Raw genomic sequence first — 13,302 nt, forward strand, 5'->3', positions numbered from 1 at the left:
TTCTGCCCATAGGCGGTCTTCGTTCTTCATTGTTTCCTCCTGGACTTGCTCGCCAGCCGAATGCGGACACCAAACGGCTCAGTCTCGCGGGATGAAGTCAACGTGGGGCCCCGGCTCAATAACGAACACCGCGAGCGTGGCGAAAACGCTGGCGACCGCGGCGACCGCCATCGCCATGTGGAATCCTGAGAATAGCTGAGGACCGCCCTGCTGCAGGACGCCGCCGAGCAGGGCGATGGCGAAGAGCGAGCCGGCGCGCGAGACCGCACTGTTGACGCCCGACGCAGTTCCGGCGCGATCGGGTTCGACGGAGGTGAGGACGAGGGTCGTCAGCGGCGCGATCGCCAGGCTCATGCCCAGCGCCAGCAACAGGATGCCGGGGAAGATGTCCGCCCAATAGGTCGCGTTCGGACCGACTCGGAGCGCCATGGTGCATCCCAAGGCGACGACGGTGCCGCCGGCGAACAATGGCAGGCGCCGGCCGAACCGGCGGCAGAGCATACCGGCGAGCGGCGAGACGACGGTAATCAGCACCTGCAGGGGAATGAAGGCCAGGCCTGCCGCCAGCGTCGAGAGGTGCGCGCCCCGGATCATCACGAAGGGGATCAAGGTTTGCATGACCGTGAACGGCCCATAGAGGAGCGCGCTGAACAGGTTCGCGCCGACGACCGACCGCGCGGCGAAGAGGGACGGAGGCAGCATGGCGTTTTCGCCCAACCGCCGTTGGCTCACGATGAGGCCGGCGAAGCTGCCCAGACCGACGATCAGGGTAACGAGCACCCAAAGGTTCGGACCGGAACCGTTCGTCAGGCTGGTCAGCCCCGCGCCCAGGCCGCCGAGCCCGACAGTTGAAAGGACCGCCCCACCGACGTCGATCCGGGCGTCGCCGGTCGGGGCGTCCTTGGATATCCACGCGGCGCCGACGGCCAGCGCGCCGGCGACGATGGGCAGGAGCATCAGAAAGGCGGTCCGCCAAGACCCGTGATCGAGGATCGCACCCGCGATCACGGGCGCGACGCCGCTGGCAACAGCCGCGGCGGCGGACCAGATCCCGACCGCACGCGCTTTCTTGTCGGCGGGAAAGGCCCGCCCGAGCACGGAAAGGCCGTTCGGCAGAATCACGGCTTCGCCCAAGCCTTGCAGGAAGCGGCCGACGATGAGCGGCGCGAAACTCGGCGCGAAACCAATCGCGGCCGCGCCCAAGCCGTAGAGAGCGATCCCCCCGAGGAAGATCCGCTTCTGTCCGAACCGGTCACCCAGAGCGCCGGCGACCAAGGTCAAGGCCGCGAGCGGCAGGAGCTCGGCGTTCATCACCCACTGCAGGTCGAGCGGCGACAGACGCATGTCTCGGCCAATCGCCGCGAGAGCGACCGTGACCACGGCGCTGCTGACGAACACGAGGCAGCCGCCCAGGCTTGACGCGGCGAGCACCTTGGCGCTGCCCTGCGCCCCGACGGCCTTCGGCTCGGACAGCGCCAGGCCGCGGTCGGCCAGAATCAGGGATGCGCTGCTCACGACCTAATCCCTCAGGTTAGGTTGCGCGATTAGCGGCGCGAACTCATTGGTCAGCAGCACGAAGCCGAGCCGCCGTGTCCGTTCGCGGATCACTCCTCGCAACATCATTGCAGCCAATCAGGGGACTGCGCTAGCCGACCCGTGAAAATCGGATGATCAAACGTCACATTCTTCCTCCTGATGAGGTGCCCGTGCTGCATGGCAGGATCTTCCGCGACGCGATGGTGACCCACGAAGAGGACAGGATCATTCGCCCTTCCCCGAGTTCGCTATGGACGAACGCGGATGATTGTCTTCCCGACGATCCGCGTGGTTGGATTGAACGCAGCGACGGAATCTCCGAGGGTCGCTATGTTGCCGATGTTCGTCCGAAGTCGTCCGTCCCGCACCCGCTGGACGATCTCACCCAATTGGGCGCGATCTGACACGAGAACAAAGTCGATCGCCAGACCGTCGGCGGGCCGCGCCTCGGTCGGCCCGGCGATGGTCACCAGTGTTCCTCCGGGCCGGATCACGCCAGCAGAGCGCTTCGTGATGCCGCCGCCGATGACATCGAACACCAGATCGACTCCGCCGACGTCTTCGAGGACGTCGTTCTCGAGGTCGATGAATTCCTGCGCGCCGAAGTCGAGCGCCTTCTGACGATCGGCGGCACGTCCGGTGCCGATGACATAGGCGCCGGCCAATCGTGCGAGTTGCGCCACCATCGACCCGACTGCGCCTGCCGCGCCGTGCACGAGGACGCTCTGCCCCTCCCGAAGGCGGCCGTGCACGAACAGTCCCTGCCACGCGGTCAGGCCCGGCATCGCTACGCTCGCACCCACCGTGAAGTCGACGTCGCCCGGCAGCGGCGCGAGGTTGCGTGACTCGACAGCCACATACTCAGCCAGCGTGCCGCCGCGATACGAGTCTGAAAGGCCGAACACTCGCTGTCCCACTGACAGCCCCGTCGTGCCATAGCCGAGAGCGGTAACCACACCGGCCAGTTCCTGCCCGGGAATCGAAGGTGTTCGGTCACGGTCGAGGCGATCGGTCCACGTCGAGGGCCACGTCAGCTCGCCCGAGGTGAATCCCGACGCATGAATCTGAACGACGACGTCGTTGATCGCCGCCTGCGGCTCCGGCCGCTCCACGAGCGTCATTCCGGCCGTTCCCGCAGTCCGGTCCGTTACGACGATCGCCTTCATACGAATTGTCTCCTCAGTTACTTGTCTCTTCGCCGAATAGTTTCCGTCGATAAGACCCGTTCGACATATCCATGCCAGCGGCCATGGGTAGCTTCCGAAAGCGAGGCGGAAGAGCGCTTTGCTGGTGGTCGACGTAGCTATTGATCACAACGCGGGACGAACTTTTCCAATAGCCGGCAGGTATAGTTTCGATAGCAGCTGGGAATAGCGCTGCGACGGCTCTCTTTGTCGTTCGTAAGCCCAGGCAAGTGTGTAGGCCGCGACGGCATCACGCCACGCAGCGAGCGGCAATAACGATCGTCGATTGATTCTATGGCGAGAGGTGATTTCCATCGCGGGGGTTCGACCGCCAAGATGTGAGACCGCTGCCAGACGCAGCTAATAATCCAAAACGAGACTGCAAATGACCCCTCCTACAAGCCAGAGACGGCGAGCTTGTCGCCACGAGGCGGAGCCGTTTGTAGAGCGCTGCAGCCGCGGTGTTATCGATGCCGAACCCTGTCCGCGAGAGCTCGGGCGGGAAGCGCCGCCTCGGCGCCGGCGCATGGTGCTCGCGGCCTGCGTACTCGCGTCCTCGATGGCGTTCATCGATGGGACAGCGCTGCCCGTTGCGTTACCGAGATTGCGCGCTGACTTCGGAGCCGACCTCGCCTCCGTTCAATGGGTTCTCAACGGGTATATGCTGGCGCTCGCCTCGCTGACATTGATCGGCGGCGCGCTCGCGGATGTTTACGGCAAGGCGCGCATGCTCAGGCTCGGTTGCGTCCTGTTCGGTCTGGCCTCCGCGGCCTGTGCGCTGGCGCCTTCGCCCGCATGGCTGATCGCTGCCCGCGTCGCACAGGGAGCGGCCGCCGCGATCGTCACGCCCGCAAGCCTCGCCCTGATTGGGGCCACCTATCCGCGCGCGGAGCGGAACCGGGCGATCGGCCTATGGGCCGCGGCATCGGCTCTCACCACCGCCGGGGGTCCTGTCCTAGGCGGCTGGCTGACCGAGACTTTTGGTTGGCCATCCGTGTTCTGGATCAACCCGCCGCTGGCGCTCGTCACCGTCGGGATTCTGCTGGTCTTCGCACCCAAGGATGAGCGCATCCACCGAAGGTTCGACGTGATTGGCGCCGCGATCCTCGCTTCCGCGATCGGAGCGCTCGCCTGGGCGCTCAGTCAGATCGGCCCCGGTGGCGCTCGGGCCGCCGCGGACGCTACAGCCCAGCCGCGTACGGTGCTCGCGATCGTCGCCGGGCTTGGCATTGTCGGGCTCGCTCTCTACGCGTTCTGGGAGCGCATAAGCAAACACCCGATGACGCCACCTCGGTTAGTGGAGAACCACGCCTTTCTTGGGCTGAACGTCGCGACCCTGATGATCTACGCGGGGGTTTCGATCATGTTCTTCCTGCTCCCGTTTGAACTCATCGACCGCCGCGCCCTGTCATCGACCGACGCCGGGCTGGCATTCCTGCCCTTCACGCTCGGCGTGGGACTTCTGTCGGGCGTGTTCGGTGGGTTGGCGGACAAGATTGGTGCGCGGACCATGCTCATCGCTGGACCGGCTGGTGCGGCGCTTGCTTATGTCTGGATGGCGCTCGGCCAGGAAGAATCCCTAATGCTCAGCGTGATTGCGCCCATGATGCTGCTTGGCCTGTCCTTCGCCGTGCTCGTGGCACCGCTGACTGCGTCCGTCCTGTCGAGCGTTGACCAGACGGACGAAGGGCTCGCCTCCGGCATCAACAATGCGGCAAGCCGGATTGCGCAGCTTGCCGGCGTGGCACTGGCCGCCGGTGTCGCGTCTTTCGAATCTGGCTACGAAGTCGGTCTCGCCGTAGCCGCCGTGACCTCGATCGGCGGCGCCTTGACAACTGCAATAACCCCGACGCCGGCCGCGGCGAAAGCGGGCGGCTCGGGAGAGGCCTAGAAAGCATGCGGCACCTCCTCCAACGATCCTCCAACTGTCGGATGCCACGGCTGATGGTCGATTCACGAGCCCCGGGTTCGGCGGCGGCTTGTCGAAAGCCGCGTCGGTCTGTGGCGGCGCGCACATAGCGCAGATATCGTCACACAGCCTCGGACGACGTGCCTGCGTCCCGCATTTGAACGCTATCTGAGTCGACGAGCGCTGCTGCTAGCCGCTCCCACCATCAAGGCGCGAATCTCCGGCGCGAACTTTGGGCGGGGCCTGTGTCCCGCGCCGCGTCCGCCTCTCATGAGTAGTCACCGCCGCTCTGCTGACTGAGGTTGCCGAGGTAGTCGCGCTTCCCGATCTTCGCGCCGAGATGCCGAAGGATCGCGTGCGCAATCGAGATGTGGAAGAAGAAGTCGGGCAGCACCAGGTGCCGGATGTAATCGTCGCCGCCGAACCACCCACGCACGATAGGCGGTGTCAGTTCGTATGTGTGGGACTGCGCGCGGACAATCTCGTCCGGCCGCACGTTTTGCAAGAAGTCGCGCGTATCGAGGAGCCGCGCCTTCAATGCAGGGTACATCATGGCGACGTTGTGGGGTGCTGGCACGTCACGCTGCATCAGCTTCGCCATGTGTGCGTAGACCTTGTTGCAGCTCACGGAAAACTGCTCTCCGAAAGTCAGCATGTCGGTCGCGAGCCGCTCGCCAAGGATCCTCCCAGGCTCAATCCCCCTGATCCGCTCGAGTGCTTGAGCGTGATCGAGATAGTCGTCCATCACGTTCAGTCCGTGCACCATGACAGGGACCGTGATGTCATAGACCGAGAAGGACACGTCGAACTCCATGCGCTCGTTTGTACTCCGAACGTCGATCGGACCCGCCAGGCCGATAGCCGAAACGAATGGTCACAACACGCTCTTCAATCTTCCGGCTTGCCGCACCAGCTTGCGGCTTTCGACATTGCCTCCGCGAAACTGCGGCAAGAGGAGAGCGCCCGCGCATACGGCCGCCTAGTGACGCAGGACGGGATATCCATTCACATAAATCCAGTCCGTGGCCTCAGCCGGCACGTGGCACCCCTGGCAATCCGAACGGTAGTCCGTCGAGGTGGTCTTGAGCGGCTTGTCCGCATCGAACCACGACCATCCCCACCCGTCGCCCCACAACGGGTTGCCGGGGTGCGTTCCCTTGCTGTCTTTCACCATGACGAACCAACCCTTGAGCTTGTCGGCGTGGCTTACCGTGCCGGTGGTCATCTCGTTCGTCGAGGTTGCGAAGACCTCTTTCACCAGAACGGCGCCATCCGGGAAGTGCCCTGTCTTCCGGTAGGCGTCGATTGCCCCCGGGGATGCGTAGACGGCGTGCATTTCCTTCGAACCCTGGCCGCTGTCGGCGGCAATTGCCCAGTTCCCGAGCGCTTGGTAGAGGGTTCGGTAGTCTGCCGGCACACGCAGGTGCCCGGCGGCGTCCGCGACGTTCGCTGTCGGGTTGGCCGGAGCCGCTCCGCTGATCTGAGCGAGCCCCGCCACGGTGCCGGCGACAAGCGAGACGGCGACGGCCAGGCTGACAGTCCTCGATAATTTCATGGGGTCTCCTTTGATGCCCGCGCACGGCACGGCGCAATGGCTTCAATCAATGTCGAGCCAGCCGCACGCTCGGCCGGTCCAGCGGACCTGAGGATCGGACACAGCCGACGAAATCGGAAATTCCCTTTGGACATGCATTCGATAGTCTTGGGGTATCGTCGCCCAAGCGTTGTGCGCGCGTGCGCGCCGTCCGTTTTTCGATCAGCCATCAAGGAGCACGGCGTACTCGGGGTGTTGAGCGGCGTACGGGGACATGAAGGGGCACTTCGCGATTACTCTTTTCCCGCCGCGTCGCAACGCTTCGAAAACGCCAAGCGCCAGCATCGATCCGTACCCTAGGCCGGAGAGCTCTTGTGGCACCTCCGTGTGGAGCAGGACGACGCGACCGTCTTCGACCTTGTAGTAGGCGACCGCGAGCGCGGTGTCGCCGAGGGGCATTTCAAACCGGCTCATTGCCGGATTGTCCCGGATGTCGCTCTCCACCTTCTGCCTCCCTCATCGGGACGTGGAAGCGGCCTGGCGCAGCGAGGCCAAGATTTGCGCCGGCTCCTCCCGTTTGGTGAAGTCGGGCTCGACGAACGCGCTGCGGATCCGGCCTTTCGCGTCGATCACGTAGGTCGCGGGAATGGGCAACATCCAGACCGGTGACCCGTGCCGAGCGCCGAAGTCGAAGCCTTGCTCTGAATAGTGCGCCTTGGTCTCGTCGGGCACCCGGAACAGTACGCCATACGACATGGCAACGCCGTAGTCGACGTCGGAGAGCACGTTTAGGTCCAAGCCCAGACTTCGCTTGAGCTGCCGCGGGAAGTCTCTTGTGTCGGGTGTCACGACTGCGAGGGTCGCGCCGACGCTCTCGAACTCATCCTTCGCGGCCTGAAGAGCGCAGAGCTCTGCGGTGCAGAACGGGCACCAGCCGCCTCGGAAGAAACTCAGGACCAGGGGTCCGTTCCGGCGCAGCTGTTCGGAGGAGTGGAGACGGCCGTCGGCATCCGGCAGGAGAAAGTCTGGCGCGTCGTCTCCGACCTTCAACGCCTGCGATGCCACGTCTGTATCCCGAAGCCAGCCCACGAGGTGGTTGTATGACTCCAAGTCCGCGCTGCTGAACGTCGTCAACAGCTCGGTGCGAATCCGGGCAAGTGTCTTGTCGGTCTGATTTGTCATCGGTTGGGGTTCGTCAGGCTGCGGATCGGTTGGCTGGAAGCGGTTGGCCACCAGAGTGCGCGCCGTGGTCATGCGGACGCCCTCGCCACCTCTGGGACCGCTGCGTGCAGTACACGCCGGTCGGGGACTTCGAACGACCAGTCGCGAAGCCGCGCGACCTTGACGAAAGCGTCCAGTGCCGGGGAGTAGCGGCGCCCCTGCACAGCCAGTAGCCGCACCTCGCGCGAAACCGGGTCGCCTTCAAGCGGAATGCTCTTGAGCGTCGGAAGGCGCGGCATGTGCTCCGGCGCGAGTATTACGCCGAAGCCGGCGGCGGCCATGTGCTGCAAGTGCAAGTCGTGGCCGCTGCAGTGGCCGAGTTGGGGCGGTTTCTCGGGGAAATACGACTGTTGGATCTTCGGCGCGACGTCGCATTCGGCGCGTTCCAGCAAGATGGTCTCACGGAGGTCGTCGATGCCGATCGAGGCACGATTTGCGAGGCGGTGTGTCGGTGCGAGAACTGCGACGTAGCGCTCCTCGAACAGCGACCAGTCGTCGATGCGGGCGGGCACGTCCTGCACGTCGCCGACCATTGCGGCGTTAATCTCGCCCTCAAGCAAGAGGTCGACGAGCTTCTCCGCCGCGCACTCGCGCAGCTCGACGTGAAGTCCAGGGACGTACTTTGCGATCTCCGCGATCGGATCGAGGACGAGCGACGCCGAGATGGAAGGGGCGAGACCGATCTTCAGTGGCGCGACCTCCTTGCGTTGGAACTCCTGAGCCCGGCGACGCACGGCCTCTGCTGAGGCCAGTGTGCGCTCCAGCATCGGAAGGACTTCCTTTCCAAGGTCGGTGAGCTGCGTCAGCTGGCGTTCGCGGTAGATCAACTGGCCGCCGAGCTCCTGCTCGAGCTTCTGCACCCCCTTGGTCAGGGCGGGCTGCGTGACATTGCACTGCTCGGCCGCACGGGTGAAGTTGAGCGTGGACGCCACGGCGAGGAAGTAGCGAACTTGATGAAGCTCCATAGGTTGTTCTCCGTCAAAGTGCGGCCGTCGATACTGACGAGCCTTTGCACTCGACGACGTGACGGGCACGTCGCAATCATGTGGCGTAGATGCAACTTGCGTGCACACGTTGGAACGGCTCGGCCTATTGATTTGGACGCACGGACACGCTTTCAGGAATCTCTGAAAGCCGGACCAGTGCGCCGCGCGGTAGGCGATAACCGGACCGGCCCCCGCGCCGCGTGTATGCGATCCCAAGGCATGATCGTCAGCGCAGAGATCAATCATTCGGCAACCAGCGGAGGAAGCGCCAACGACAATTCGTCAACCGTCAGTATGTCTGGGCGAATCATCGGGATCGGCGTCAGGCGTGGAGGGTCTCGCCGCCCTTCGCATCTGCGTAGTATTGAGGCGCCTCGCGACGATCGTACTTTCCGTAGTGGCGCACGATCCGCACTTTCCGGACCCTCGCCTTGTCATTCGGCGCGGAAGCGTCCTCGTAGGCCTGCGCCGCAACGGCGTCCTTCCAGGATATGAGCAGAATCAGGTCACCGGGCGTGAGCACTGCGTCGAAGATGTCCCAGGACGTGCAGTCGGCGGCCCAAGGGTTCAGTCCGAGCCATTCGGCGCAGTCGTACGGGTTGTCAGTCTGCTTCCACTTCGCGGGGCGCGTCGCGTTGATCAACGTGACCGTCGTTCCCTCGCCGACTTCGGTCTCGTCGAGCCGCTGCTCCGTGAGGGCGTACCCCGCAGGCACATGATTGTCGGCAGTGATCTGACCTACGCGGAGGTGGTAGTCTGCAAGGATTTCGTCGCGGCCCTTCTGCTGGACCTCGTGGTGGCGCATGCGGGTACGCCACCGGACGAGCGACTTTTCGTCACGCCAGCTCGAAAGCGAAAGGATCCAGCCCTCGCGGGTCAGGCTCTTGTAGCGGATGTTATCGACGAAGCCTTCGACCTGTTCCAGCTCAGGTCGCAACATTTTTGCGTTGTCGAGGTAGTCATCCCAGTTCTCCTTATTGGGGACGACTTCGAAAATCACTGAAAACATGGTTGTATCCCGCTTCTGGAGTGCTGCGACGATCTCGATGTCGGAGTGCCCCCGCCGTGCGCGCCGCCTTCACAGCAGAAGATCTTCGAGCCGTCGACATCGATCGTCTTGGACAGCATTCGGATGGCTCCCGTTTCGTTCACTGCTGCGTATCCTTGGTTCCAGCGCGACCGCGATCGCCACAGGCCGCGCGGAGAATCCGGCGTTTGCGAAAACTATCCTCTCGTCTCTCAAGCGCCGTAGCGTTCGGTCTTGATCGCCCCGGCTTCCAGTCCCAAAGCGAGCGCGGCGTCCGCCGCGATGTCGGCAAAGGCGTTCGACCCGCACACCAAGGCGCAGCCGGGGGACGCAGGCAGCCGCCCTGCGACGTCAGTGACCATCCTGCAGTCGATCCGCCTGCTGAAGTCGGTGCGGCGCGTCGCCGGCTCGCGTGTCAGAGCCAAGGCGAGTGCGAAATCGGGAAGCGACCTCTCGAGCTCGAGGAGTTCGTCCCTGAACGGCACGTCACCCCAGGTCCTGGAGGAGAGCAACAGCGCTACAGGCACTGGCTCTCCGCCGGCCTTCCGATACCGGATCATCGCCATGAGCGGCACGACGCCCGAGCCTGCGCCGATCAGGAGCACTGGTTTGTTGACAGGCCCCGGCCAGAGAAAGTGTCCGCCAAGTGGCCCGCGAAGCTCGATCGTGTCGCCTACTTGGGCGACGTCGTGGAAAAACGGGGACACCTCACCGTCCGGGAGGCGCTCGATCGCCAGCTCAATCACCTTGGAATCGCTCGGGGCCGAGGCGATCGAATAGCTGCGCACAGAAGTGAAGCCGTTGGGCGCAGTCAGCCGCACGTCAACGTGCTGTCCGGCCCTATAGTCGAACGGTTCGGAGAGGCTGAGAAAGAAGCTCTTGATAGCCTGCGTTCTCGTCGCGATCTCGACAATCGCACAGCTCTGCCATCGCGCGGTTGCGGCAATCGCTTCAGTCATTCGTGTATCGCTGCTCTTTCCACGGATCGCCGTACATGTGGTACCCGCGCAGCTCCCAGAAGCCGGCCTCGTCGTGCTCCGTGAACTGAAGCCCGTTCACCCACTTCGCCGACTTCCAGAAGTAGAGATGCGGCACGAGCAGGCGCGCGGGCCCCCCATGGTCGCGCGGCAGCGGCTGGCCTTCGTACTTGAGCGCGACCATCGCCTTCCCCATTGCGAGGTCGGCGAGTGGCACGTTGGTGGAGTATCCGTCGTAGCAATGTGCGAGTGCAAACGGAGTGGGTGCGCTGAGGCCAGCTTCGGCGAGGATGTCGTCGACGGCCACGCCTTCCCAGGCGGTGTTAAACTTTGACCACGAGGTCACGCAGTGGATGTCTCGCGTCATCTTGGTTCGCGGGAGCGAGTTGAACTCCGACCAACTCCACTCTTTGACCGGACGAGGTCCGACCTTGAGCGTGAAAGTCCAGTCCGCGGGCTCGATTCGCGGCGTGGGACCGGCTGTAAGCACCGGAAAATTGTCGACGAGGTGCTGTCCCGGGGGAATCCGGTGCGATGGTTCTGATCCGGATTGGCGGCCTGTGAAACCGCGAGTGACCATAGCGGATTTCCTCCGTCGGCGGTGAAAGGAGCTTAGGTTGGCGCACCCACCACGACCGCAGCGGTGCGCTAGTTGGCGTCAAGCCGGGAGGCAGTTAGGCGCGCCCGCCCGGCGCGTGGAGCCAATCATCTGGCCCGGTCGCGCGCGGCCGGCACTCAGGCCCGAGCGGGCGCACGTTCACGCACGCTGCCCGGCCCTAAGGGAACGTCAGGCCGAAAGCGGCCGGATCGGGCTGCTCGCCTTTCCGGGGGACCAAGAAGCGTTCCAGCCCACCCGGCACGAAGCTAAGCAGCAGGGTCGCCTGGTCGCCGACCACCTCGATCGTATGCGGCACCCCGCGGGGAAGAGCTGCGTAGGCACCCGGCCCCACCTCGACGCGGGTATCGCCGACCCGCGCGATGAGCTGTCCCTGCACCACGTAGAGCAGCTCGTCCTCGCGCGAGTGGGTGTGCAGCGGCGGCTCCTCGCCGGCCCGCACCGTCCACAGCACAGCGCTATACTCGCCTCCGGTCTGGCTGCTCTCCACTTTCATCTCGACGTTCGAACCTCCGCTCGAGGTCACCGTCTCGCCGCCTTGGGGCGGCGTAAGAACCGGTTGCTTCACTGACATTGGTAGCCTCCTGATCGTGGACCCTTGTTCGGTGTCGGAGCGGCGGCGAAAGGTTGCCGCTCACGCTCGTCAGAATGGGATTGCGCGCGGCGAATGGGAAATGACGTCACGCCATGAAGTCGATAGCCACGCGTTATGATGGCCGTAGGCACGTGAACATCTCTTCTCGATCGCCGAGAGTTCCGCTCGGGCGAGTGCTTGCAGGCGGAAGCACCGCACGGCCTCCGCAGCGGTGCCAAGCGTCTCTCGGCCATTCCCGATAACGACCGGCTATCGACTCCATGGCGAGAGGTAATTTTCCTTTCGACCGTCATGGACTCAATCTTCGACCTGTGTCGCCCGCTCTCGTGTCCAGGCCGAAGTCGGCGTTCCGTTGAACGATCGCAGGTGAGGAGGCCCGATATGCAGATCAAAAAGACAATCGGCGTTTCATTACCCGGCTCTGTCGAAGATCCACCGCCGGAGGATGTCGTCGTGCTCGTGGACAGCGCCGGCGTCGCGCTTGGCGTGCGGCATGCGTTCAGCGCGAGGGTGCGGGGCGCCTGCGATCGCGGCAACGGCCTCATTGCGCCCAGGTGCGTGGAGATCCCGCTTGTCGGGCCCAACGGCGAGGTCTCGGGGATTTTGTGCCGCACCGACGCGCGGTCCGACACGCGTGGCTCGGTCGCCCCGCGCAGGCGGGAGACGGTGAAAGCGTTAGCGGACATAGCGCAGCTGGTCGCCCACGACATTAACAACCTTCTCGCCGTAATCGACGGCAGCCTATGGCTGCTCGAGCGCCAGAACGATGCCGCGCGGCGAAAGGCCATCATCGGCAGAATGCAGGAGGCGATCGCGCGAGGCGCGTTACTCAACCGGCAGCTCCTCGACGCTGCGCGACCGGGCCCCAACTCGATTGACGGACCTGTCGAAGGCAATCGCCTCGCAGCAATGGCGGCCTCGCTTGACCGGGCGTTGCGTCCGGACATCACGATCAACACCGAGATCGCCTCTGACTTATGGGCCTTCAATGCCGGCCCAGAAGAGTTGTACTTCGCCTTGTTGAACCTCTGCCGAAATTCGGCCGATGCTATGCCGAACGGCGGCGCGATCACCGTCGCGGCGCGAAACGTCGAGTCTCGCGGCCGGGAGTTCGTCGAGATCATCGTCGCCGACGACGGAGAGGGCATGACCGAGGAGTTCCTCTCGCAGGCCTTCACCGCATACTTCACAACAAAGGCCGCGGGCAGTGGCACCGGCCTCGGGCTCCCCCAGGTCCAGCGCTTTGCTGAGGGACGAGGCGGCGCGGTCTTTATAGAGGGTGAGCGGGGTGCCGGCACGCTAGTGCGCCTCTTCCTCCCGCGCGTGCACGCGGCGGGGCTCTCCAGCAGTATCGTCGACACGGAGATCGCGTACACGCGGTCACACGACGGCGGCGTATTCCACATCGTAAGCCCAGCGACGGCGGCGCCGATGTTGTAGCGGCGCAAATACCTGGAGACCGGTTCATGATCCCGCCCGGCCGCCTCGACCGTCCGATCGACCACGAGACAGACCACGTGCTCGGCCGATGCCGAGGTCACGCTCGTCGAGTACGGGAGCTACGTTCCAAGCGCCACCGACTTCTCAGCCGCCAAGATCGCCGCGTTCGACGCGTCGATTCTTTCGGCCGCCGTTGGGACTGCCCTGCTCTGAACTGATCGAAGAGGCGTCGTGGAGCGCTGGCATGCGAGTGTCATAGCCCGCCGGCCTTTATGCG

The 13,302-nt window shown here is 64.3% G+C and carries 13 protein-coding genes; 2 read left to right on the forward strand and 11 right to left on the reverse strand.

The window, feature by feature from the left end; all coding sequences use genetic code 11:
- Nucleotides 1-78: 78 nt before the first annotated feature.
- On the reverse strand, nt 79-1,515 hold the full coding sequence (locus tag ACVWY5_RS34185; RefSeq protein WP_051376321.1) for an MFS transporter: 1,437 nt from the start codon (nt 1,513-1,515) through the stop codon (nt 79-81).
- 269 nt (nt 1,516-1,784) lie between these two features.
- Nucleotides 1,785-2,702 carry an NADP-dependent oxidoreductase gene (locus ACVWY5_RS34190; RefSeq protein WP_028337073.1) on the reverse strand — a complete coding sequence of 306 codons (918 nt, stop codon included), beginning with the start codon at nt 2,700-2,702 and terminating at the stop codon, nt 1,785-1,787.
- Between the two features lie 544 nt (nt 2,703-3,246).
- On the opposite strand from ACVWY5_RS34190, the gene ACVWY5_RS34195 reads away from it, so the two are divergent.
- Nucleotides 3,247-4,611 (forward strand): MFS transporter, encoded by a 1,365-nt coding sequence (locus tag ACVWY5_RS34195; protein WP_038377876.1) that lies wholly within the window; start codon nt 3,247-3,249, stop codon nt 4,609-4,611.
- A gap of 286 nt (nt 4,612-4,897) precedes the next feature.
- Here ACVWY5_RS34195 and ACVWY5_RS34200 read toward each other — a convergent pair whose 3' ends face one another.
- The 9 genes from ACVWY5_RS34200 to ACVWY5_RS34240 form a co-directional block, all read right to left on the reverse strand.
- Nucleotides 4,898-5,443 carry a DUF1993 family protein gene (locus ACVWY5_RS34200; protein WP_028337074.1) on the reverse strand — a complete coding sequence of 182 codons (546 nt, stop codon included), beginning with the start codon at nt 5,441-5,443 and terminating at the stop codon, nt 4,898-4,900.
- 165 nt (nt 5,444-5,608) lie between these two features.
- Nucleotides 5,609-6,184: a cytochrome P460 family protein gene (locus ACVWY5_RS34205; protein ID WP_028337075.1), complete on the reverse strand. Its 576-nt coding sequence runs from the start codon at nt 6,182-6,184 to the stop codon at nt 5,609-5,611.
- Nucleotides 6,185-6,385: 201 nt separating this feature from the next.
- Nucleotides 6,386-6,667, reverse strand: coding sequence for an N-acetyltransferase (locus ACVWY5_RS34210; RefSeq protein WP_028337076.1), 282 nt, complete (start codon nt 6,665-6,667; stop codon nt 6,386-6,388).
- A 12-nt stretch (nt 6,668-6,679) separates the two neighbouring features.
- Nucleotides 6,680-7,417 (reverse strand): peroxiredoxin-like family protein, encoded by a 738-nt coding sequence (locus ACVWY5_RS34215; protein WP_028337077.1) that lies wholly within the window; start codon nt 7,415-7,417, stop codon nt 6,680-6,682.
- The gene (locus ACVWY5_RS34220; protein ID WP_028337078.1) at nt 7,414-8,349 is read right to left on the reverse strand and encodes a LysR family transcriptional regulator; all 936 of its coding nucleotides are present in this window, start codon (nt 8,347-8,349) and stop codon (nt 7,414-7,416) included. Before ACVWY5_RS34220 ends, ACVWY5_RS34215 begins: the two co-directional genes overlap by 4 nt.
- A 343-nt stretch (nt 8,350-8,692) precedes the next feature.
- On the reverse strand, nt 8,693-9,379 hold the full coding sequence (locus ACVWY5_RS34225; RefSeq protein ID WP_028337079.1) for an antibiotic biosynthesis monooxygenase: 687 nt from the start codon (nt 9,377-9,379) through the stop codon (nt 8,693-8,695).
- Between the two features lie 230 nt (nt 9,380-9,609).
- Complete coding sequence (locus ACVWY5_RS34230) at nt 9,610-10,356, reverse strand: FAD-binding oxidoreductase (RefSeq protein ID WP_028337080.1); 747 nt, start codon at nt 10,354-10,356, stop codon at nt 9,610-9,612.
- Nucleotides 10,349-10,954 (reverse strand): sulfite oxidase-like oxidoreductase, encoded by a 606-nt coding sequence (locus ACVWY5_RS34235; RefSeq protein ID WP_028337081.1) that lies wholly within the window; start codon nt 10,952-10,954, stop codon nt 10,349-10,351. Before ACVWY5_RS34235 ends, ACVWY5_RS34230 begins: the two co-directional genes overlap by 8 nt.
- A gap of 196 nt (nt 10,955-11,150) precedes the next feature.
- On the reverse strand, nt 11,151-11,564 hold the full coding sequence (locus tag ACVWY5_RS34240) for a cupin domain-containing protein (RefSeq protein WP_028337082.1): 414 nt from the start codon (nt 11,562-11,564) through the stop codon (nt 11,151-11,153).
- A gap of 402 nt (nt 11,565-11,966) precedes the next feature.
- On the opposite strand from ACVWY5_RS34240, the gene ACVWY5_RS34245 reads away from it, so the two are divergent.
- Nucleotides 11,967-13,025 (forward strand): ATP-binding protein, encoded by a 1,059-nt coding sequence (locus ACVWY5_RS34245; protein ID WP_028337083.1) that lies wholly within the window; start codon nt 11,967-11,969, stop codon nt 13,023-13,025.
- Nucleotides 13,026-13,302 lie beyond the last annotated feature (277 nt).

This window comes from Bradyrhizobium sp. USDA 3256 (assembly GCF_054058275.1).

What these genes read in the sequence shown, in the direction of transcription:
- ACVWY5_RS34190 (WP_028337073.1), bottom strand. Translation starts at nt 2,702, where the DNA reads ATGAAGGCGATCGTCGTAACGGACCGGACTGCGGGAACGGCCGGAATG.
- ACVWY5_RS34195 (WP_038377876.1), top strand. Translation starts at nt 3,247, where the DNA reads ATGGTGCTCGCGGCCTGCGTACTCGCGTCCTCGATGGCGTTCATCGAT.
- ACVWY5_RS34200 (WP_028337074.1), bottom strand. Translation starts at nt 5,443, where the DNA reads ATGGAGTTCGACGTGTCCTTCTCGGTCTATGACATCACGGTCCCTGTC.
- ACVWY5_RS34205 (WP_028337075.1), bottom strand. Translation starts at nt 6,184, where the DNA reads ATGAAATTATCGAGGACTGTCAGCCTGGCCGTCGCCGTCTCGCTTGTC.
- ACVWY5_RS34215 (WP_028337077.1), bottom strand. Translation starts at nt 7,417, where the DNA reads ATGACCACGGCGCGCACTCTGGTGGCCAACCGCTTCCAGCCAACCGAT.
- ACVWY5_RS34220 (WP_028337078.1), bottom strand. Translation starts at nt 8,349, where the DNA reads ATGGAGCTTCATCAAGTTCGCTACTTCCTCGCCGTGGCGTCCACGCTC.
- ACVWY5_RS34225 (WP_028337079.1), bottom strand. Translation starts at nt 9,379, where the DNA reads ATGTTTTCAGTGATTTTCGAAGTCGTCCCCAATAAGGAGAACTGGGAT.
- ACVWY5_RS34230 (WP_028337080.1), bottom strand. Translation starts at nt 10,356, where the DNA reads ATGACTGAAGCGATTGCCGCAACCGCGCGATGGCAGAGCTGTGCGATT.
- ACVWY5_RS34235 (WP_028337081.1), bottom strand. Translation starts at nt 10,954, where the DNA reads ATGGTCACTCGCGGTTTCACAGGCCGCCAATCCGGATCAGAACCATCG.
- ACVWY5_RS34240 (WP_028337082.1), bottom strand. Translation starts at nt 11,564, where the DNA reads ATGTCAGTGAAGCAACCGGTTCTTACGCCGCCCCAAGGCGGCGAGACG.
- ACVWY5_RS34245 (WP_028337083.1), top strand. Translation starts at nt 11,967, where the DNA reads ATGCAGATCAAAAAGACAATCGGCGTTTCATTACCCGGCTCTGTCGAA.